Genomic DNA, 20,183 nt, shown 5'->3' on the forward strand with positions numbered 1-20,183 from the left:
CCGGCCCGGCCTCCATGCAGGAGCGCGCGATGACCGCGATCATGCTCCAGGGAACCGGATCGGACGTAGGCAAGTCGGTGCTGGTCGCTGGCCTGTGTCGGGCACTTGTGCGGCGTGGCTACAGTGTCCGCCCCTTCAAGCCACAGAATATGTCCAACAACGCCGCCGTCACCATCGATGGCGGAGAGATTGGCAGAGCGCAGGCCTTGCAGGCGCTCGCGGCGGGCGTCCCCCCGCATAGCGACATGAACCCCGTGCTGCTAAAACCACAGGCCGATCGCACCTCTCAACTGATCGTGCATGGCAAGGTGCGGGGCACATTGGGCGCGAACAATTTCAGGACGGCGCGCGGACAGCTGCTCGATGCCGTGCTGGAAAGTTACCAACGGCTACAGGCGGAATGCGACATCGTTGTCGTGGAAGGCGCTGGATCTCCTGCCGAAATCAACCTGCGCGCTGGCGATATCGCCAATATGGGCTTCGCACGTGCAGCCAATGTCCCGGTAATCCTGATCGGTGATATCGACCGAGGCGGCGTCATAGCCGCGATCGTCGGCACCAAAGCTGTCATCGACCCTGATGATGCGAAGATGATCCACGGCTTCCTGATCAACAAATTCCGCGGCGATCCCGCCCTGTTCGAAGACGGCTACCGCCAAATCGAGCAATTGTCGGGCTGGCGCGGCTTCGGCGTTGTGCCCTGGCTCAATGCCACCGCCCGCCTGCCCAGCGAGGACGCCGTAGTGCTTGAACGCAAAGTCCAGGGACAGGGCCAGCGCATGATGATTGCCTGCCCGATCCTACCCAGGATCGCGAATTTCGACGATCTGGACCCGTTCAAGCTCGAACCGGACATCGACCTCGTCATGGTGCCGCCCGGTCAGCCGATCCCGGCCCAAGCCACGCTGATCGTGCTGCCCGGATCAAAGGCGACCATCGCCGACCTGCGCTCTCTTCGATCAGAAGGTTGGGACGTCGACATCCGATCACACCACCGGCAGGGCAAAGCCGTGCTGGGCATTTGTGGCGGCTATCAGATGCTGGGGCGGCGTATCATCGATCCCGATGGCATTGAAGGACCGCCAGAAGAAGTGGAAGGGCTGGGCTTGCTGGACATTGAAACGCGCCTGACCGGCAGCAAAGCGCTGGAGCGGGTCAACGGCTTAGCGCTTGGCAGCACATTTGCCGGATATGAGATGCATGTCGGCTTGACGGATGGTGCCGACTGCGCCCGCCCCTTCGCCATGCTGAACGGAGATCGCGGGGACGGCGCGATCAGCGATGACGGTCGGGTGATGGGCACATATGTCCATGGCCTGTTCGCCAGCACCCAGTTGCGTTCCACACTGCTGGCTACCCTCGGCACACAATCATCCTTGGGCGACTATGACGCGTCAGTCGAACGTGCGCTCGATGAAATCGCCGCACAGCTGGAGCAGCATGTCGACATCGACGCGATCATCAGGCTGGCGAAAAGTCCGACCGGCTAACGGGGATGATTGCCCCTGCTGCACGGGACCCGCTATCTGCTGCGGTCCATTAGGACATGTCATTCATATCCAACAGCAAGTGACTGATTTTCCTACATAAGGAAAATGGTGCGCCCGGAACGATTCGAACGTCCGACCCTCAGATTCGTAGTCTGATGCTCTATCCAGCTGAGCTACGGGCGCGTTGTGGAGCGGCAGATAGAGGGGGTCGGATGATTGGGCAACCCCCTTTCTCACTTTTTTTACGCGCACTCCGGAGCACGACCGATCCCGGCAACTTTTCCACTGTGCGGCTCGTTACGATGGGGAAAGGAGGTCGGGCATGGCTTTTACTCTCAATGAGATTTTACTCATCGTCATCGCTCTGTTCTTCGGGCTGGTGCTCGGTCTGATGATCAGCGGCAGAGGTAAATATAAGCGACTGTGGCGCGAAGAGCAGTTGGCGCACCGGCAGACGATCAAGGACCGCGATGCACATATTTCCGCCGCTGCTGCCCCGCCAGCTGCTCCCGTCAGCGACGACAGGGTTCGTTCGGACGATCTGACGCGGATCAGGGGGATTACGTCTAGCGACGCGGCTGCGCTGAAGGAATCCGGCTACCATTCTTATGGGCAGGTGGGAGCCATGAGCGATGAGCAGCAAGCCATGCTGGAATCACGACTGGGTCGGGAACCTGGCACGATCGAACGGGAGGAATGGCGCGTTCAGGCGCGGCTGCTCGACACCGGCAAGGTGCGCGAGCATGAGCGACGCTATGTCGAAACGCCCTAGGTAGCGCCCGGAACTACCCTCTCCCGCGATGGGGAGAGGGTGCTAATCGAGCTACTTTTTCGCCAGCGCCGCCTGAGCTGCCGCCAGCCGGGCAATCGGCACGCGATAGGGCGAGGCGGAAACATAATCGAGCCCAGTCTGCTCGCAGAAGGTGATCGACGCCGGATCACCGCCATGTTCACCACAGATGCCCAGCTTGATACCAGGCCGAGCCGCGCGGCCACGTTCCGTCGCCAATTCGATGAGTTGGCCCACGCCTTCCACATCGATGCTGACGAACGGGTCGCGAGCAAAGATGCCCTTATCGACATATTGGGTCAGAAAACGGCCTGCGTCGTCACGGCTGATGCCAATCGTGGTCTGCGTCAGGTCATTGGTGCCGAAGGAGAAGAATTCGCCTACTTCCGCGATCTCACCCGCCTTTAGCGCAGCGCGCGGCAGTTCGATCATCGTGCCGACAAGATATTCGACCGACGCACCCTGCTCCTCGAATACCTCGCTGGCGACGCGATCGACGATCGCCTTCATCAACTCCAGTTCCTTCTTCGTCGCGACGAGCGGGATCATGACTTCAGGGATCGGCGCTTCACCGCTGCGCTGCTTGACGATCAGCGCGGCTTCGAAAATGGCGCGAGCCTGCATTTCGTAGATTTCGGGATAGGTGACACCCAAACGACAACCGCGATGGCCGAGCATCGGGTTGAACTCGTGCAGTTCAGACGCACGGCGCTTAAGTGCATCGACCCCAACACCCGCAGCCTTTGCGACTTCCTCAAACTCCGCTTCGCCATGCGGCAGGAATTCGTGCAGCGGCGGATCGAGCAGGCGGATCGTCACGGGCAGGCCGGCCATTACCATGAAGATTTGCGCGAAATCATCGCGTTGTTCGGGGAGCAGTTTGGCCAGCGCGACCCGGCGGCCTTTTTCGCTGTCGGCCAGGATCATTTCCCGGACGGCGGTGATGCGGGCGGCGTCGAAGAACATATGTTCGGTACGGCACAGGCCCACGCCTTCCGCACCGAAATCGCGCGCGACCTGGCAGTCCTGCGGGGTTTCGGCATTGGCGCGAACGCGCAGGCGGCGGACCTTGTCGGCCCAGGCCATCAGGATACCGAAGTCGCCCGCCAGTTCAGGCTGCACCGTGGGGACTTCGCCCGCCATCACTTCGCCGGTCGAACCGTCGATGGTGAGGATGTCGCCTTCCTTGAGCGAACGATCGCCGATACGCAGCAGCTTCGCCTTGTTATCGATCGACAGGCTGCCCGCGCCGGACACGCAGGGACGGCCCATGCCGCGCGCCACGACGGCGGCATGTGACGTCATGCCGCCACGCGCGGTCAGGATGCCCTTGGCCGCGTGCATGCCGTGAATATCCTCAGGGCTTGTTTCCACGCGGACCAGAATGACCGAATCGCCCAGTTCATTACGACGCTCGGCAGTGTCGGCGTCGAACACAATCGCGCCCGAAGCCGCGCCCGGTGACGCGGGCAGCCCCTTGGTCAGCACATCTCGAGGCGCCTTGGGATCAAGCGTCGGGTGGAGAAGCTGGTCCAGCGCGGCGGGGTCGACGCGGGCGACGGCTTCTTCCTCGCTGATCAGGCCTTCGCTCGCCATTTCGACCGCGATCTTGAGCGCGGCCTTCGCGGTACGCTTGCCTGACCGGGTCTGGAGCATCCACAGCTTGCCCTGCTGCACCGTGAATTCGATGTCCTGCATGTCGCGATAATGGGTTTCAAGGATCTGGAATACCTCAGCCAGTTCGGCATAGGTTTCCGGCATCGCCTCTTCCATCGACAGCGGCTTGGCCCCTGCCCGCTCGCGGGCCTGCCGGGTCAAATATTGGGGCGTGCGGATGCCCGCCACCACGTCTTCGCCCTGGGCGTTGATCAGATACTCGCCATAATAGGCATTCTCGCCCGTGGCCGGGTCGCGAGTGAAGGCAACGCCGGTCGCCGACGTATCACCCATATTGCCGAACACCATCGCCTGCACGTTGACGGCCGTGCCCCAATCATGCGGAATCGAGTTCAGGCGGCGATAAACCTTCGCCCGGTCGGCCTGCCAGGACCCGAACACGGCACTGATCGCGCCCCATAGCTGATCGTTCACATCCTGCGGGAAAGGCTTGTTCCAAAGTTTTGAAACAAGGGCCTTATATTCCGCAACCAGCGCCTTCCAATCATCCGCGGTCATTTCGGTGTCGAGCGTGTAGCCCTGATCTTCCTTGGCGACTTCCAATGCTTCCTCGAAAGCGCCATGGTCCAGTTCCAGCACCACGTCGGAATACATCTGGATGAAGCGACGATAGCTGTCCCAGGCGAAACGCTCATCGCCCGAAGCCGTCGCCAGGCCGACGACCGTTTCATCGTTCAAGCCAAGGTTCAGCACCGTGTCCATCATGCCCGGCATCGAAATGCGCGCGCCAGAGCGGACCGATACCAGCAACGGGTCGGCAGCGTCGCCGAATTTCTTGCCCGTCACGCCTTCGATATGGGCAATGCCGTTGGCGACCTCTGCCATCAGCCCATCGGGATAGACGCCGCCATCCTGATAATAGCGGGTGCACATTTCGGTGGTGATCGTGAAGCCCGGAGGCACGGGCAGGCCGATAGCGGCCATGCCGTCAAGGTTCGCACCCTTGCCGCCGAGGAGGTTTTTATCACCCTTGCCGCCGTCATCGACCCCGCCGCCGAAACGATAAACATAACGCGTCGCGGTGGTGCTCATGCTGGCCTCTTCCATTTTCAACATATTCGCGGCGCTCCCTGCACTGATTGCCGACAATTGTGCGTTGCAGCAAAGTTCCTGCAACAAAGGGGCGATAAACGCACCCACTTTTACGATGATCCCGTCCTTATGTATCCATAATCCCGGCCCGATGACCGACTTTTACGAATTAGCCTGAAATTTTCGAGAAGTCCGCAACCGCATGGACAGCGTCCCGCACCCGCACCAGCAGGGCGAGACGGGCCGACCGCTTTGCCGGATCAGCGTCGTTGACCGTCACCTTGTCGAAGAAAATATCGATGGGCGCACGCAGCGTCGCGAGCGCAGCCATGGCGCCTTCAAAATCCTCTGCCATCACCGCTGCCGTGGCGCGCGGTTCGGCGGCGTCCAGAGCGGCGATCAGGTCAGCTTCGGCGGGTTCGGGGGTATAGGACAGCGCATCATGCTCCTGCGAAGGCAGGAGCGCAGAGTCCGGCAGCGCTTCGTCACCCTGGGCTCCTGCCTTCGCAGGAGCACTCGGAGCTTCGACGCCTTCCTTCTTCAGGATGTTGGCGGCGCGCTTATATCCCGCGAGCAGGTTCGTACCGTCGTCGGTGGCGACGAAGGACTGAAGCGCCTTCACGCGGGCGAGCAGGCGGACGAGATCATCTTCGCCGCCGAGCGCAAACACCGCGTCGATCAGGTCGTGGCGGACGCCTGCTTCCTTTTGCTGGACCTTGAGGCGGTCGGCGAAGAAGTCGAGGAAGACTCTATCCGAAGATGCAAAGTCGACAACGAAGTCTTTAATAACCGGACGAGCGAGATTTCCTTGCTGCCATTCAGGCTCAGTTACCTTCTTAGGGTCCATGCCGAACTTCGCTAGTATCTGCGCGTCAACATCAGAAACTGGCTTTGTGTGAGCATATACATGGCGATACACATGATCGCGTAACGCATACGCGTGCAGAGGTAGCAGGGGAAGCCTAAGTCTATTTTCCTCCAGCAGCCGAAGAACGGCCAAAGCTGCACGGCGCAATGCGAAGGGATCTTTGGACCCCGTCGGGCCTTGTCCGATTCCAAAGAAGCCGACCAATGTATCCAGCTTATCAGCAAGCGATACCGCCACCGTCACCGGCGCGGTAGGAACATCGTCCCCCTGCCCGACCGGCTTGTAGTGATCGCGAATGGCCTCAGCTACCACATCGGGCAAACCTTCGGCGCGGGCGTAATATCCGCCCATAACCCCTTGAATCTCTGGGAATTCTCCGACCATTTCGGTGACAAGATCCGCCTTGGCGAGGCGGGCTGCCTGTTCCGCCAGGTCAGCCAGTTCCTCTTTCGTCATGCCAGCGGAGGCTGGCATCTCAGGCGTTGGCGCGCTGCGGCCTGAGACCCCAGCCTTCGCTGGGGTGACAGATGGGGCAGCGAGGTTGGCGGATGCAGCGGCGGGGTTCGCGGTGACGATCCCCTCTTCCACCAGCCAGCGGGCGAGCTTCGCGACGCGCTCGACCTTATCGGCGACCGTGCCCAGCTTCTCGTGGAAGGTGATACGCTCCAGCTTCTTCGCGTGGTCCGCAAGGGTCGTCTTGCGGTCCTGTTCCCAGAAGAAGCGCGCGTCGGACAAGCGCGCGGCGAGGACCTTGCGGTTACCGGCGATGATCGCTTCACCGCCATCCTTCGCCTCGATATTGGCGGTGCAAATGAAGGCGGGAGCGAGTTTGCCTGCGCCGTCGCGCAGAACAAAATATTTCTGGTTTATCCGTAGGGTTAGCTGGATAACTTCAGGTGGGACTTCAAGGAAAGCCGGGTCGAAATCGCCCAGCAGCGGAACCGGCCATTCGGTAAGGCCGGCATTCTCCGCGACGAGGCCCTTGTCCTCGATCACGCTATAGCCCTTCGCGGCGGCGGCCTCGTTCGCCTTCGCCTCGATAATGGCCTGCCGTTCCTGATGGCTGACGATCACATGGCAGGCGCGCAGCTTTTCGACATAGTCATGCGCACCGCCGATGGTGATTTCGCCGGGATGGTGGAAGCGGTGGCCAAGCGTGGCGTAGCCCGACCGGGTGCCTTCAATCTCGATATCGACCAGGTCTTCACCCAGGATCGCGACGATACCCTGTAACGGGCGGACCCAGCGCAGACTTTCGGTCGTTTGCGACGCCGTGCCCCAGCGCATCGATTTGGGCCAGGGGAACGCGCGAATGAGGGCGGGGACGGCTTCGGCGAGCACCGCAGCGGTGGCGCGGCCGGGCTTGTTCACCGTGGCGAACCAGACGCCGTCGCGGTCCTCCAGTTGGTCCTGGGTAAGGCCGGTCTTGCGCAGGAATCCGTCCAGCGCCTGCGCGGGTGCGCTCGTGCGGGGACCTTTGAACTCTTCGCTGATGGCGGCGGTTTGCAGGGGCAGATTGCGCGCGATCAACGCTAGGCGGCGGGGCGTGACGAAGCTGTCGATGCTGTCCGGCTTCAAGCCGGCCTTCGCCAGTTCCTCGGTGAAGAGGCGGGCGAGGTCTTCCGACGCTTTGATCTGCATGCGCGCGGGGATTTCTTCGCAGCGCAGTTCAAGGAGGAAGTCAGTCATGCGATGATTCTTTCAGCGTGCTCCTGCGAAGGCAGGAGCCCAGGGTTCAAAGCGCGGTGCGTGGGGCTCTGGGCTTCTGCCTTCGCAAGAGCACGGGCTACTGCTCCCTGCGCCATCACGCGGCCCACCCGTTCACTTCCATCCACTTCTCACAAGCGCCCTTGGCCAAGTCCCGGACGCGGCCGATATAGCTGGCGCGTTCCTGCACCGAAATGACGCCGCGCGCCTGCAGCAGGTTGAAGACATGGGATGCCTTGATCGCCTGGTCATAGGCGGCGAGCGGCACGCCAGCATCAAGGCTCGCCTTGCATTCGGCCTCGGCATCCTTGAACCAGCGGAACAGCTTTTCCGTGTCGGCGATCTCGAAATTCCATTTCGACATCTGCTGTTCGTTGGCCAGGAATACGTCGCCATAGGTGACGCCCGCATCGTTGAACTTCAGGTCGTAAACGCTGTCGACGCCCTGAATATACATGGCGAGCCGTTCGAGGCCGTAGGTCAGTTCCCCCGCGACCGGCTTGCAATCAAAACCGCCCATCTGCTGGAAATAGGTGAACTGGGTGACTTCCATGCCGTCGCACCACACTTCCCAGCCAAGGCCCCAGGCGCCCAGCGTCGGGCTTTCCCAGTCGTCCTCGACAAATCGGATGTCGTGGACCAGCGGATCGATGCCGATTTCGACCAGCGACCCCAGATACAGTTCCTGCAGGTTCGCCGGGGACGGCTTCATGATCACCTGATATTGGTAATAATGCTGCAGGCGATTGGGATTTTCTCCGTAACGCCCGTCGGTCGGGCGGCGGCTGGGCTGCACATAGGCCGCGTTCCACGGGTTCGGGCCAAGGCTGCGGAGCGTCGTCGCGGGGTGAAAAGTGCCCGCGCCGACTTCCATGTCATAGGGTTGCAGGATCACGCAGCCCTGCTTTCCCCAATAGGCATGCAGGGTCAGGATCAGGTCCTGAAAGGAGAGCGCTTTGCCTGTCGCCACGGACGGTCCTTCGGTTTCATGACGCTGTGTTGCGGCGCGCATTGGCGCAGGCGGGCGAAAGGGTCAAGGAAAAGAGCGGTCGGGATGGGTTAATCCGCTTGCCCTGACCCCGCCCGGCCCGCATGGATGCTGGCAAAATGATGAGATGGAATTCCCCTGGATGAAATGGCTTTTCCCGCGTTTCGTGACCGTCGGCCTGCTGCTGCTGAGCGGATGTGCCCCGGAACGCCCCGCCGCCGCCCGGCCCGTCGCTCAAACCAGCATGGTCCGCCCTGCCCTGTGGAGCGTCAGGGATGACGACACGACCATCTTTCTGTTCGGCACCGTCCATGTGTTGAAGCCGGGCGTGCAATGGTTCGACGGCGGCGTGAAGCGCGCCTTTGACGGGTCGGACGAACTGGTGCTCGAAATATTGGAGCCGACCGACCCGCAGGCGATGGCGACGACCATGGCCCAGGCGGCGCTGGCGCGTGATGGCGTCAAGCTGTCCGACCGGCTGAGCCCCGATTTGAAGCAGCGCTATCAGGCGGCGATGGCCGCCAACGCCCTGCCCTGGCCGATGTTTGAAGCGTTCAATCCCTGGATGGCGGGCATGGCTCTGTCGGTTCAGCCGCTGGAAAAGCTGGGCTATCAGGCCGAACTGGGCGCGGAAAAGACGCTGACGGAGGCCGCGAAGGCTGCGGGGAAGCGAGTGAGCGCGCTGGAAACGGTGGAACAACAGCTTGGCTATTTCGCGGGCCTGCCGATGGCGCAACAGGTCAAGTTTCTGGACGCCACGGTCGATGGCCTGCCCGACATGGACAGCCAGTTCGCGCGGCTCATACGCCATTGGCAACGGGGTGATCCTGAACGGCTGGCTGAGGAAATGAACGAGTCTTTGGAAGCAACGCCGGAACTCGCCCAGGTGTTGCTGATCGACCGGAACGTCAGGTGGGCGCAGTGGATCAAGAGGCGGCTGGCCCAACCCGGCACGGTGTTCGTGGCCGTGGGCGCGGGTCATCTGGCCGGTAAGGGCAGTGTGCAGGATCAGCTGGAAAAGATCGGCCTGGGGTCGGTGCGGGTTTCGCAATGATCGGGCTGCGCGCCCTGATGCGGTGGCTGGGCCTGCTCACCCTGTTGCTGGTCGCGGCATGTGGACGGGAACCGCCCGCTCCGCCAGCGGACGGCGGCCCGGCATTGTGGCGCGTGGAGGGCAAGGCGCTGGATGGATGGCTGTTCGGCACCATTCATGTGCTGCCCGCAGATGTCGCCTGGCGGACCGCAGCGATCGAGCGGGCGATGACGCAGGCGGACCGACTGGTGCTGGAAACCGCCGATATTCAGGATCAGGCCCTGGCCACCGCCGCCTTCGAAAAACTGGGCCGCAGCGCCAATCTGCCGCCATTGGAAGCGCGCATCCCCGCCGATGAGCGCGATGACCTCCAACGGCTGGTCCAGCAAGGCGGCGCCAGCATGGAGATGCTGTCGGGCTATGAAAGCTGGGCGGCGGCAATGCTGCTGTCGGCGGCAGCGCAGCAATCGCTGCATATAAGTGGCGCAAACGGGGTCGAGCCAGCGCTGATCGGGGCGTTCAGGGACGCGGGCAAGCCGATCGGCGGGCTGGAAACGGTCGCGCGGCAGTTTGGCGCGTTCGATGGCCTGCCCGAACGAGCGCAGCGCCATCTCCTGCTGCAGACGGTTCAGGAAGCGGACGGCGTGCAGGCGCTTTACGATCGCATCCTCAAGGCTTGGTTGAAAGGCGACATGGCTGCCATCGCGCGGGAGGATCAGGCAGGCGCGCAACCGGACCCGGTGGTCGAGCAGGCGGTGCTGATCGACCGTAACCGCGACTGGGTTAGCGCTGTGGGCGGGCTTAAGGGGCGGCCCTTCATCGCGGTGGGCGCGGGGCATCTGACCGGGCGGGACAATCTGATCGCGCTGCTGCAGGCTGCGGGCTACCGGGTCACGCGCGTGCAATAAGGTCGGCTGACCCTTGCCTCCTGGCGGATTTCTGCTAAAGGGCCGCCTTCCCGTGATGGTCATCCCTGGAGGCGTTGCGGGAAGTTTATGAAATCTGCTTTTGGAGACACGCAATGAGCGAGCAGCTTACGCTGTCGGCCGAGGCACGCGATCGGGCAGGCAAGGGAGCCTCCCGCGCTCTCCGCCGTGAGGGCCGCGTACCCGCCGTCATCTATGGAATGAACGAAGAACCCCAGTCGATCCACGTTGAGGAAAAGCTCCTCAACAAGCAGCTCGGCACCGGCCACTTCTTCAATTCGGTCATCATGGTCGAAGTCGGCGGCAAGAAAGTCCGCACGCTCGCCAAGGATGTGGCCTTCCACCCCGTGACCGATCGTCCGCTGCACGCTGATTTCCTGCGCGTTTCGGAACATGCCACCGTCAGCGTCAACGTGCCGGTGCGCTTCGAAAATGAAGACGCGTCGCCTGGCCTGAAGAAGGGCGGCGTGCTGAACATCGTCCGTCACGACATCGAACTGATCGTCGATGCCGCGGAAATCCCCGATGACGTTGTTGTCGACCTGAAGGGCTTTGACGTCGGCGAATCGATCCACATCAGCGCGGTCACCCTGCCCAAGGGCGCGAAAACCGCGATCGACGATCGCGACTTCACCATCGCTACCATCATTGCCCCGTCCGCGCTCAAGAGCGCAGAAGGCGACAACGAAACCGTGGCGGAAGGCGAGTAAGCCTTTTACCCGACAGCTTCCGGGCTGGAAATTTCGATCCCGTCCGCCTACCCGGCGGGCGGGATTTTCTTTTGGAGGTGACGCGCGATGCAGATCTGGGCCGGCCTGGGCAATCCGGGCACCCAATATGCGATGCACCGGCACAATGTCGGTTTCATGGCAGCGGACGTCATCGCCGACATGCATCGCTTCACCCCGCCGAAAAAACAGTTTCACGGATGGGTCCAGGAAGGCCGCATCGGCCCGGAGAAAATCATCCTCATAAAGCCCGCGACCTTCATGAACGAAAGCGGGCGGTCAGTCGGGGAGGCGATGCGATTCTACAAGCTCACACCGCAGGACGTCACCGTCTTTCATGACGAACTGGACCTCGCCCCGATGAAGGTCAAAGTAAAGCGCGGCGGCGGCAATGCGGGACATAATGGCCTGCGTTCCACCGACGCCCATATCGGCCCGGATTTCCGCCGCGTGCGGATCGGCATCGGGCATCCGGGGCATAAGGACCGGGTGCACGGCTATGTGCTGGGCAATTATCACAAGAGCGAGACGGACGCCCTGGCCGACATGTTGGGCGCGATCGGCGCAGAGGCGGAATGGCTCGCCAAGGGGGACGACGCCCGTTTCATGAACGAGATCGCGCTCAGGGTGGCCGATTAAGCGACGGCCAGCCCCTTCGCACCGGCGAAATAAGTCCAGGGTCAATTGCGCCACCGATGGCTGTCGGGCCATAGGGGGATGATTATACTTCGTCTTTCATGAGGTTCCGGGTGATCCAGACCGTCCCCACTACCCCCTTTCCCGATCAAAAGCCGGGTACGTCCGGCCTGCGCAAGAAAGTCCGCACTTTCCAGCAGCCGCATTATGCCGCCAATTTCGTCCAGTCGGTGTTCGACTGCCTGACCGGCTTTGAAGGCCAGACGCTGGTTCTTGGCGGCGACGGCCGCTACCTCAACCGTGAAGTCATTCAGATCGTGCTCAAGATGGCGGCGGCGAACGGCTTTGGTCGGGTGCTGGTCGGCCAGAGCGGAATATTGTCGACCCCTGCCGCCTCGCACCTCATCCGCGCATCAGGCGCATTTGGCGGCCTGATACTGTCCGCCAGCCATAATCCGGGCGGCCCGGACGAAGATTTCGGCATCAAATATAATGTCGGCAATGGCGGACCGGCGCCGGAAAAGGTGACGGACGCAATCCACGCGCGGACGCTGGTGATAGACAGCTATCGCATCATCGATGCGGATGACGTCGATATCGACACCATCGGGTCAAGCATGATCGGTGATATGGCGGTCGAAGTGGTCGACCCTGTTGCCGCCTATGCCGATATGATGGAGCAGTTGTTCGACTTTGCGGCCGTCCGGGAGATGATCGCCCAGGGCTTCACCCTGTCTTTCGATGCGATGAGTGCGGTCACAGGCCCTTATGCCACCGAGATTTTCGAGCGGCGCCTGGGCGCACCATCCGGGACCGTATGCAACGGCACGCCCCTGCCCGATTTCGGCCATCATCACCCCGATCCGAACATCGTGCACGCGAAAACCTTGTACGATCTGATGATGAGCGACGGCGCGCCAAATTTTGGCGCAGCTTCGGACGGCGATGGCGACCGTAACCTGATCATCGGTCGTCACTGCTATGTCACCCCTTCCGACTCGCTTGCGGTGCTGGCGGCCAATGCGCATCTTGCGCCCGGCTATGCCAATGGGCTGAAGGGGATCGCGCGATCCATGCCCACCAGCGGGGCTGCCGATCGCGTCGCGGAAAATCTCGGCATCCCTCTTTACGAAACCCCGACAGGCTGGAAATTCTTCGGCAACCTGCTGGATGCCGGGATGGCGACGATCTGCGGCGAAGAAAGCGCCGGAACCGGCTCCGACCATGTTCGGGAAAAGGACGGCATCTGGGCGGTGCTGCTGTGGCTCAATATCCTAGCGGTGCGTAGGCAGAGCGTGGCGGACATCATGCAGGCGCATTGGGCTATCTATGGTCGCAACTATTATGCGCGCCATGACTATGAAGCCATCGCCAAGGATCGCGCCGAAGCGCTGATGGCGGCGCTGCGAGACCAGCTGACCAATCTGCCCGGCACGTCAAACAGCGGCGGCAGGGTGAAGAGCGCGGATGATTTCGCCTATACCGATCCGACCGACCAGTCGATCAGCCGCAACCAGGGCGTTCGCATCCTGTTCGAAGACGGATCACGCATCGTGTTCCGCCTGTCTGGCACCGGCACGCAAGGCGCCACCTTGCGCGTCTATATCGAGCGCTATATCGATCAAAACGGCAACCTGGGCATGGAAACGAGCGAAGCACTCGCCCCGCTGGTGAGCGCTGCGCAGGAGATTGCGGACATAACAGGCTTCACCGGCATGGACCGGCCCAGCGTGATCACCTGAGAGACACGAAAAGTTACCGGCCGGATATGAGGTGGAAAAGGCGGGGGTTTAGAGACCCGCCATGCCTCGCCCCCGCCTTCTCGCTCATTCATTGCGCTCCATACTGTGCGCCTGCGCCCTTCTGACCGGCACCGCTGCGCAGGCGGCTACTGCACAAGATGAGCAAGCCTGGCTGAACCTGACCGCCATGGGGCCTGTAACCGGAAACCTCATTTATTTTGCGGAGATCCAGCCTCGGTTCGGCAACGGCATATCGCAGCCCGACCAGACAATTTTGCGTGGAGCGGTAGGGTGGAAATTGTCGCCCCGGCTTTCCCTTTATCAGGGCTATGCGCACATCGTCCTGCCCACACAGGGCGGTCGCGACATCAATGAAGAGCGCAGCTTTCAGCAGATCAACTGGACGATCGGCAAACCATGGGACGGAGAGCTATCGTCCCGCACCCGCATCGAACAGCGCTGGCGGTCGGACGGGGATGACATGGGATGGCGGCTGCGCGAAATGCTGCGCTATGAAAAACCGCTGAAGCCCGGAAGCGAGGCGCTTAACGCGCTGGTCTATGCCGAAGCTTTTGTCGCGCTCAACAGCACGGATTGGGGACAAAAGGCAGGCTTCGACCAGTTGCGCAGTTTTGTCGGTGCGGAGGTCAAGCTGATGGGCAAATCCACAGCCGAAATTGGCTATCTCAATCAGCTTGTCGACCAGCGGGGCGGGAACCAGCGGATGAACCATGTCGCGTCGATCACCCTGTTCTTGCGGCGCTGAGCACAGGCTGGCCTTCGGACGCGGAACAGGCTATCGGCGCGGCCAATCATTCTGACGTGAAGGCAGTTCCATGGGTTTTCGTTGCGGTATCGTCGGGCTTCCCAATGTCGGCAAGTCCACCCTGTTCAACGCGCTGACGGAAACGCAGGCGGCGCAGGCGGCGAACTATCCTTTTTGCACGATCGAACCCAATGTGGGACAGGTCGCCGTGCCCGACGAGCGGCTGGACACTATCGCCAAGATCGGCGGGTCGGCCAAGATCATCGAAACGCAGCTCGCCTTCGTCGACATCGCCGGGCTGGTGCGCGGCGCGTCAAAGGGTGAAGGGTTAGGCAATCAATTCCTGGCGAACATCCGGGAAGTGGACGCCATCGTCCACGTCCTGCGCTGTTTCGAAGATGACGACATCACCCATGTCGAAGGCAAGGTGGACCCCATCGCAGACGCCGAAACGGTCGAAACCGAACTGATGCTGGCCGACCTCGACAGCCTGGAAAAGCGCGTCCCCGCCTTCGCGAAAAAAGCAGCGCAGGGCGACAAGGAAGCCAAAGCCGCCGCAGCCGTTCTGGGCCAGACGCTGGACCTGCTGCGCGAAGGCAAGCCCGCACGCCTGACCCAGCCCAGGGATGAGGAGGAAGCGCGCATCTTCCTCCAGGCGCAGCTTTTGACCGCAAAGCCCGTACTCTATGTCTGCAATGTCGAGGAAGACAGCGCAGCCGACGGCAACGCCCATTCGGCGCGCGTGTTTGAAAAGGCCGCGGCCGAAGGCGCCAAGGCCGTTATCGTTTCCGCCGCGATCGAAGCCGAACTCATCACCATGCCTGTGGAAGAACGGGCGGAATATCTTGAGGCGCTGGGCCTTGAGGAAGCAGGCCTGGCCCGCATCATCCGCGCCGGTTACGAACTGCTGGGTCTCATCACATTCTTCACCGTCGGCCCCAAGGAAGCACGCGCCTGGACCGTGACCAAGGGTTCCAAGGCGCCGCAGGCCGCTGGCGCGATCCATTCCGACTTTGAAAAAGGCTTCATCCGCGCCGAAACCATGGCCTATGCGGACTATGTCCAGTTCAATGGCGAAGCCGGAGCCAAGGAAGCGGGCAAGTGGCGGTCCGAAGGCAAGGAATATGTGACGCAGGACGGCGACATCATGCTGTTCCGCTTCAACGTCTGACCCATGGCGCTGCGCCCCGGTCAGATAGCTGCGCAGCGCAAGACCGCCTTTCCGCCCAGCGTTGACGAAGCAACCCGGCTTCTGATCCTTGGCAGCCTGCCGGGCGACGCTTCGATCAAGCAGGGCGAATATTATGCCCATCGCGGCAATGCTTTCTGGGCGTTGATGGACGACATTCTGGCGGAAGATCTGCGCGCGCTTCCCTATGCGCTGCGCCTCAAACGCTTGCGAGCGAGAGGCGTTGGCCTATGGGATGTGATCGAAAGCGCAGACCGTCCTGGCAGTCTGGACAGCGCCATCCGGGGGGCGGAGTTACGCGACCTCAATAGCTTCATCGCTCGCCTCCCCTCACTGCAGGCCATCGCCTTCAACGGCAAGGCAGCCTCCGTTCACGGACGCCGCCAGATCGGCCCTGGCGGAGCAGACCTAACCCTGATCGACCTGCCCTCCAGCAGCGGGGCCAACGCCATGATGTCGCGCGAAATGAAGATCGAGGCCTGGCGGGTTCTGCGGCAATGGATCGCTCAGCCCTGACCTGAATCCTAACCTTGACGTAAACGTAAGGTGTCCTTAGACCTTCCACTTCCATGGTGAGACGGAAGGGCCATAGTGGACGAAATCAACTATTTTGAGGACGTCATGGTTGGCGATACCTTGACTTTCGGCCCCCTGACGATCAGCCGGGAAGAAATCATCGCCTTCGCAGCCGAGTATGACGCTCAGCCTTTCCACCTTTCCGATGAGGCGGCGGCCGAAACCCATTTTGGCAGCCTGTCAGCCAGCGGCTGGCATACCACCGCCCTGTTCATGAAGATGTTCGTCGCGGAAATGCAAGCTAGCGGTCATCAGGACGCCAGTTTGGGTGCGATGGGTGTGGACGAATTGCGCTGGTTGATGCCAGTCCGCCCCGGCGACACGCTGAGCGGAACGTCGGAAGTAATCGAAAAGAAGGCGTCCCGTACCCGACCGGAAATGGGCATAGTCAAAAGCCGGGTGACGATAATCAACCAGCAGGATCAGCCCGTGATGACCCTGATGCCCATCGTGCTGCTCCGCACCCGGCCTGCCTGACCGGCAGGTCAGCCCCGGTCAAAATTCCTGTTCGGGCGCTGGCGGCAGGGCACGGTTGGCCATTGCGTCCGCCACCATCACGCGCAATTCCCGCGCGGGTGAATCCGCGATCTGGATCAGGTGCACACCCGCCGGCAGGTCGAACCAGACAATCTGGCGAATCGTCGAACATTCAGGACCCAGTTCCGCCCCGACGGATTCGAGCCGCTGACGATCCATGACGATGTCCACGCGCGCCGGACCTGAAAGCCCGATACCGACCCGCGCCGGATCCTTGAGCGCCAGCGTGAAAAGGCCGCCATGGCTCTTGGGTCGCAGCGGCTCCGGCTCGACCGCATATTGCACCTGTACCGAGGGACGCAGCGTCGCGACCACGGGCTTGCCCAGGATCAGCCGGGGCGCTGAATGCGGCACGCCCCCCGCGATTTCCGCGCCGCTTTGCATCCAGCTTGTCCACGGTTCGGGCGGCGGCGGTGCATCCTTACACATGTCGGGCGTCAGTGGAGCGGCGACCACCGGGATTGGCAGAACGCACAGGGCGAGCAGGCAAGCGATGCGTCTCATGCTCATTTCCTTCCGAACAGCTTTTCAATGTCGCCATGGCCCAGCTTCACCCAGGTCGGGCGGCCATGATTGCACTGGCCACTTCGCGGCGTCACCTCCATCTCACGCAACAGCGCATTCATTTCCGCGACGCTCAACACGCGTCCCGCGCGCACCGATCCGTGACAGGCCATGGTCGCCGCGACCAGATCGATCCGTTCCTTAAGGGACAGCGCGCTGTCATAAGCCGCCAGATCGTCGGCCAGGTCTGACACCATAGCCTGCACATCGCCCTGCCCCAGCATGGCGGGCGTGGCGCGCACCAGTATCGCGGACGGACCGAACCGCTCCAGTTCCAGGCCAAAGACCTTCAGTTCCTCAATCCTTGCCTCCAGACGGTCGCAGGCCGGTTCGTCCAGCTCCACGACTTCCGGCAGCAGCAGTGCTTGTGCGGCGACGCCCTGCCCTTCCATCCCGCGCCGCATCCGTTCCAGCGTCAAGCGCTCATGCGCTGCATGCTGGTCGACGATGACAAGCCCATCTTCCGCTTCCGCCACGATATAAGTGCGGGCGACCTGGCCGCGCGCGACGCCCAGGGGAAAGCTCTGACCTTCAGGCGCGGGCGCGGCGGCGGGTTCCGCGCGCGCTTGCGGTGGCGGCGTCAGAAATCCGGGTCGGCGATCGGCCAGCATCGACGATGGCGGTCGATAGGATGCCAGAACATCAGCCGCTTCAAAGATTGGCATCGCGCCGATTGGCGTGGGCGAAACAGGCTCGGCCTTCCAGGCGGACAGTCCCGCAGCATCGGCCTGTTGCACCGAACGAAAGCCCTCCGCATCCAGCGCCCGGCGTAGGCCCGACACGATCATGCCCCGAATCAATGCCGGATCGCGGAAGCGCACTTCAGTCTTGGCCGGGTGCACGTTCACATCGACTTCCAGCGGCGGCACATCCAGGAAAAGGGCAACGACCGGGTGCCGGTCCCGCGCGAGCATATCGGCATAAGCGCCGCGCACTGCCCCGACCAACAGCCGGTCGCGCACCGGTCGCCCGTTCACGAACAGGAACTGATGATCGCCGACGCCGCGATTATAGGTGGGGAGCGATGCCACGCCCGTCAGGCGGATGCCTTCCCGTTCCAGGCTGACGATGACATGATTGTCCGCCAGCGCCCTGTCGGTTAGGGCGGCAACGCGATCCTCCCTGCCGTCCCCTGCCTGCACGCCCAGCGCGCGCCGCCCGTCATGCTCCAGGCTGAACGCGACGGCAGGATGCGCCATGGCCAGCCGACGGACGCAATCGAGGCAGGCGGCATATTCAGCCTTTGGCGATCGCAGGAACTTGCGCCGGGCGGGCACGCGGGCGAATAGCTGCTCCACCGTAACGCGCGTCCCCGGCGGCAGTGCGGCAGGCCCCTCCGCCACCAGCGCGCCATTGTCGATCGTGCGGTTCCACCCGTCGCTCCCCATGGGACGGCTGTCGATGGACAGGCGCGCGACGCTGGCGATGGATGGCAGCGCCTCACCGCGAAAGCCCAGGGTCGCCACATTCTCTATCGCGTCATCCGGCAGCTTCGATGTCGCATGACGCTCGACCGCCAAGGCGATGTCCTCCGCCGTCATGCCGCATCCGTCGTCACTGACCTCTATCCGGTCCAGCCCGCCATTGCTCAATCTGATGGCGATACGTGTTGCACCGGCATCCAGCGCATTTTCCACGATTTCCTTGAGCGCACTGGCAGGTCTTTCGACCACTTCGCCCGCAGCGATGCGGTTGACCAGATGTTCGGGCAGACGGCGTATTGACATTGATTAGTGACTAGCCCAAGCGAGCGCATTCCGCGAGCCGCTAGCCTTATTAATTTTGTCTCATGACATGGGCGGCGGAACGTGGCAGGGACCTCCGAACGCCCCGGTTCGCGTCGCCGGGATGATCGGGCTGAACAGGAACAGGCATGTCGATCTTCTCGCGACTTTTCAAACTCTCCTCCCAGGATATGGCTATCGACCTCGGCACGGCAAACACCGTTGTCTATGTGCGCGGGCGCGGCATTGTGCTCAATGAACCGTCGGTCGTGGCGGTGGAGACGCTGAACGGCGTTAAAAGGGTGAAGGCGGTCGGCAACGACGCCAAACTCATGATGGGCAAGACGCCCGATTCGATTGAGGCCATTCGACCGCTGCGGGACGGCGTCATTGCCGATATCGATGTCGCCGAACAGATGATCAAACATTTCATCACCAAAGTGCATGGCGGCAAATCACGTCCATGGCGATTTCCTGAAATCGTCATCTGCGTGCCTTCCGGCTCCACCAGCGTGGAACGGCGCGCGATTCGCGATGCAGCCAGCAACGCAGGCGCAAGCCAGGTCTTCCTGATCGAAGAACCAATGGCAGCGGCGATTGGCGCGGACATGCCTGTCACCGAACCCATCGGGTCGATGGTGGTCGACATCGGCGGCGGCACCACCGAAGTCGCTGTGCTGTCGCTTCGCGGCCTGGCCTACACCACATCGGTGCGCGTTGGCGGTGACAAGATGGACGAAGCGATCGTTTCCTTCGTGCGTCGCCACCACAATCTGCTGATCGGCGAAGCCACGGCCGAACGGATCAAGAAGCAGTTCGGCGTCGCCCAGCCCCCTGAAGACGGCGTGGGTGAAACGATCCACATCAAGGGCCGCGATCTTGTGAACGGCGTTCCCAAGGAAATTTCCATCAACCAGGGCCAGATTGCCGACGCTCTGGCTGAACCCATCAGCACCATCGTCGAAGGTGTGCGGATCGCGCTGGAAAACACGGCGCCTGAACTGGCGGCGGACATTGTCGATCAGGGCATCGTGCTGACTGGCGGCGGTGCGCTGCTGAAGGGGCTGGACGATGAATTGCGCGACGAAACCGGCCTGCCCGTCACCATCGCTGAAGATCCGTTGACCTGCGTCGCCATCGGTACTGGCCGGGCGATGGAAGATCCGATCTTCAGGGGCGTATTGCAGACCGCTTAAGGTCAGGGGGAAAA

Annotated in this window: 17 protein-coding genes and 1 tRNA gene; 12 read left to right on the forward strand and 6 right to left on the reverse strand. The window is 62.1% G+C overall.

The genetic code is table 11. The features are described from left to right. The first annotated feature begins 29 nt into the window (after positions 1-29). Positions 30-1,490, forward strand: coding sequence for a cobyric acid synthase (locus ACI3KQ_RS06040; protein ID WP_404955760.1), 1,461 nt, complete (start codon positions 30-32; stop codon positions 1,488-1,490). Between the two features lie 106 nt (positions 1,491-1,596). On the opposite strand, the gene ACI3KQ_RS06045 is transcribed toward ACI3KQ_RS06040, so the two are convergent. Beyond that, positions 1,597-1,673: transfer RNA gene (locus ACI3KQ_RS06045), tRNA-Arg, on the reverse strand. A 139-nt stretch (positions 1,674-1,812) separates the two neighbouring features. On the opposite strand from ACI3KQ_RS06045, the gene ACI3KQ_RS06050 reads away from it, so the two are divergent. Then, a complete protein-coding gene (locus ACI3KQ_RS06050; RefSeq protein WP_404955761.1) occupies positions 1,813-2,262 on the forward strand; it encodes a hypothetical protein in 450 nt (149 codons plus the stop codon). A 51-nt stretch (positions 2,263-2,313) separates the two neighbouring features. Here ACI3KQ_RS06050 and ppdK read toward each other — a convergent pair whose 3' ends face one another. The 3 genes from ppdK to ACI3KQ_RS06065 form a co-directional block, all read right to left on the reverse strand. After that, a complete protein-coding gene (ppdK, locus tag ACI3KQ_RS06055) occupies positions 2,314-5,013 on the reverse strand; it encodes a pyruvate, phosphate dikinase (protein ID WP_404955763.1) in 2,700 nt (899 codons plus the stop codon). Positions 5,014-5,158: 145 nt separating this feature from the next. After that, on the reverse strand, positions 5,159-7,546 hold the full coding sequence (gene glyS / locus ACI3KQ_RS06060) for a glycine--tRNA ligase subunit beta (protein WP_404955764.1): 2,388 nt from the start codon (positions 7,544-7,546) through the stop codon (positions 5,159-5,161). A gap of 115 nt (positions 7,547-7,661) precedes the next feature. After that, a complete protein-coding gene (locus tag ACI3KQ_RS06065) occupies positions 7,662-8,534 on the reverse strand; it encodes a glycine--tRNA ligase subunit alpha (RefSeq protein ID WP_404955766.1) in 873 nt (290 codons plus the stop codon). 160 nt (positions 8,535-8,694) lie between these two features. On the opposite strand from ACI3KQ_RS06065, the gene ACI3KQ_RS06070 reads away from it, so the two are divergent. The 9 genes from ACI3KQ_RS06070 (at position 8,695) to ACI3KQ_RS06110 (ending at position 16,625) form a co-directional block, all read left to right on the forward strand. Beyond that, complete coding sequence (locus ACI3KQ_RS06070; protein ID WP_404955768.1) at positions 8,695-9,606, forward strand: TraB/GumN family protein; 912 nt, start codon at positions 8,695-8,697, stop codon at positions 9,604-9,606. Continuing rightward, positions 9,603-10,493, forward strand: a complete 891-nt coding sequence (locus ACI3KQ_RS06075; protein ID WP_404955770.1) for a TraB/GumN family protein — start codon at positions 9,603-9,605, stop codon at positions 10,491-10,493. The genes ACI3KQ_RS06070 and ACI3KQ_RS06075 overlap by 4 nt, the downstream gene beginning before the upstream one ends. 113 nt (positions 10,494-10,606) lie before the next feature. Continuing rightward, complete coding sequence (locus ACI3KQ_RS06080) at positions 10,607-11,221, forward strand: 50S ribosomal protein L25/general stress protein Ctc (RefSeq protein WP_404955771.1); 615 nt, start codon at positions 10,607-10,609, stop codon at positions 11,219-11,221. Between the two features lie 87 nt (positions 11,222-11,308). Then, entirely contained in the window at positions 11,309-11,878 is a 570-nt protein-coding gene (gene pth, locus ACI3KQ_RS06085; RefSeq protein WP_404955773.1) for an aminoacyl-tRNA hydrolase, read from the forward strand. A gap of 110 nt (positions 11,879-11,988) precedes the next feature. Beyond that, entirely contained in the window at positions 11,989-13,617 is a 1,629-nt protein-coding gene (locus ACI3KQ_RS06090) for an alpha-D-glucose phosphate-specific phosphoglucomutase (RefSeq protein ID WP_404955775.1), read from the forward strand. 61 nt (positions 13,618-13,678) lie between these two features. Next, a complete protein-coding gene (locus ACI3KQ_RS06095; RefSeq protein ID WP_404955777.1) occupies positions 13,679-14,383 on the forward strand; it encodes a DUF2490 domain-containing protein in 705 nt (234 codons plus the stop codon). A 70-nt stretch (positions 14,384-14,453) separates the two neighbouring features. Beyond that, a complete protein-coding gene (gene ychF, locus ACI3KQ_RS06100; protein WP_404955779.1) occupies positions 14,454-15,554 on the forward strand; it encodes a redox-regulated ATPase YchF in 1,101 nt (366 codons plus the stop codon). A 3-nt stretch (positions 15,555-15,557) separates the two neighbouring features. Then, positions 15,558-16,088: a DNA-deoxyinosine glycosylase gene (locus tag ACI3KQ_RS06105; protein ID WP_404955781.1), complete on the forward strand. Its 531-nt coding sequence runs from the start codon at positions 15,558-15,560 to the stop codon at positions 16,086-16,088. A gap of 75 nt (positions 16,089-16,163) precedes the next feature. Beyond that, positions 16,164-16,625, forward strand: a complete 462-nt coding sequence (locus ACI3KQ_RS06110; RefSeq protein WP_404955783.1) for a MaoC family dehydratase — start codon at positions 16,164-16,166, stop codon at positions 16,623-16,625. 18 nt (positions 16,626-16,643) lie between these two features. On the opposite strand, the gene ACI3KQ_RS06115 is transcribed toward ACI3KQ_RS06110, so the two are convergent. Together ACI3KQ_RS06115 and mutL are read right to left on the reverse strand one after the other, a co-directional pair. Continuing rightward, positions 16,644-17,189 carry a hypothetical protein gene (locus ACI3KQ_RS06115; protein WP_404955785.1) on the reverse strand — a complete coding sequence of 182 codons (546 nt, stop codon included), beginning with the start codon at positions 17,187-17,189 and terminating at the stop codon, positions 16,644-16,646. A 2-nt stretch (positions 17,190-17,191) separates the two neighbouring features. After that, positions 17,192-18,976, reverse strand: coding sequence for a DNA mismatch repair endonuclease MutL (gene mutL, locus ACI3KQ_RS06120; protein WP_404955787.1), 1,785 nt, complete (start codon positions 18,974-18,976; stop codon positions 17,192-17,194). A gap of 146 nt (positions 18,977-19,122) precedes the next feature. Here mutL and ACI3KQ_RS06125 point away from each other — a divergent pair, with 146 nt between their 5' ends. Then, positions 19,123-20,169: a rod shape-determining protein gene (locus ACI3KQ_RS06125; protein ID WP_167303013.1), complete on the forward strand. Its 1,047-nt coding sequence runs from the start codon at positions 19,123-19,125 to the stop codon at positions 20,167-20,169. Positions 20,170-20,183 lie beyond the last annotated feature (14 nt).

This window comes from Sphingobium sp. ZW T5_29 (genome assembly GCF_044987515.1).
Taxonomy (GTDB): domain Bacteria; phylum Pseudomonadota; class Alphaproteobacteria; order Sphingomonadales; family Sphingomonadaceae; genus Sphingobium.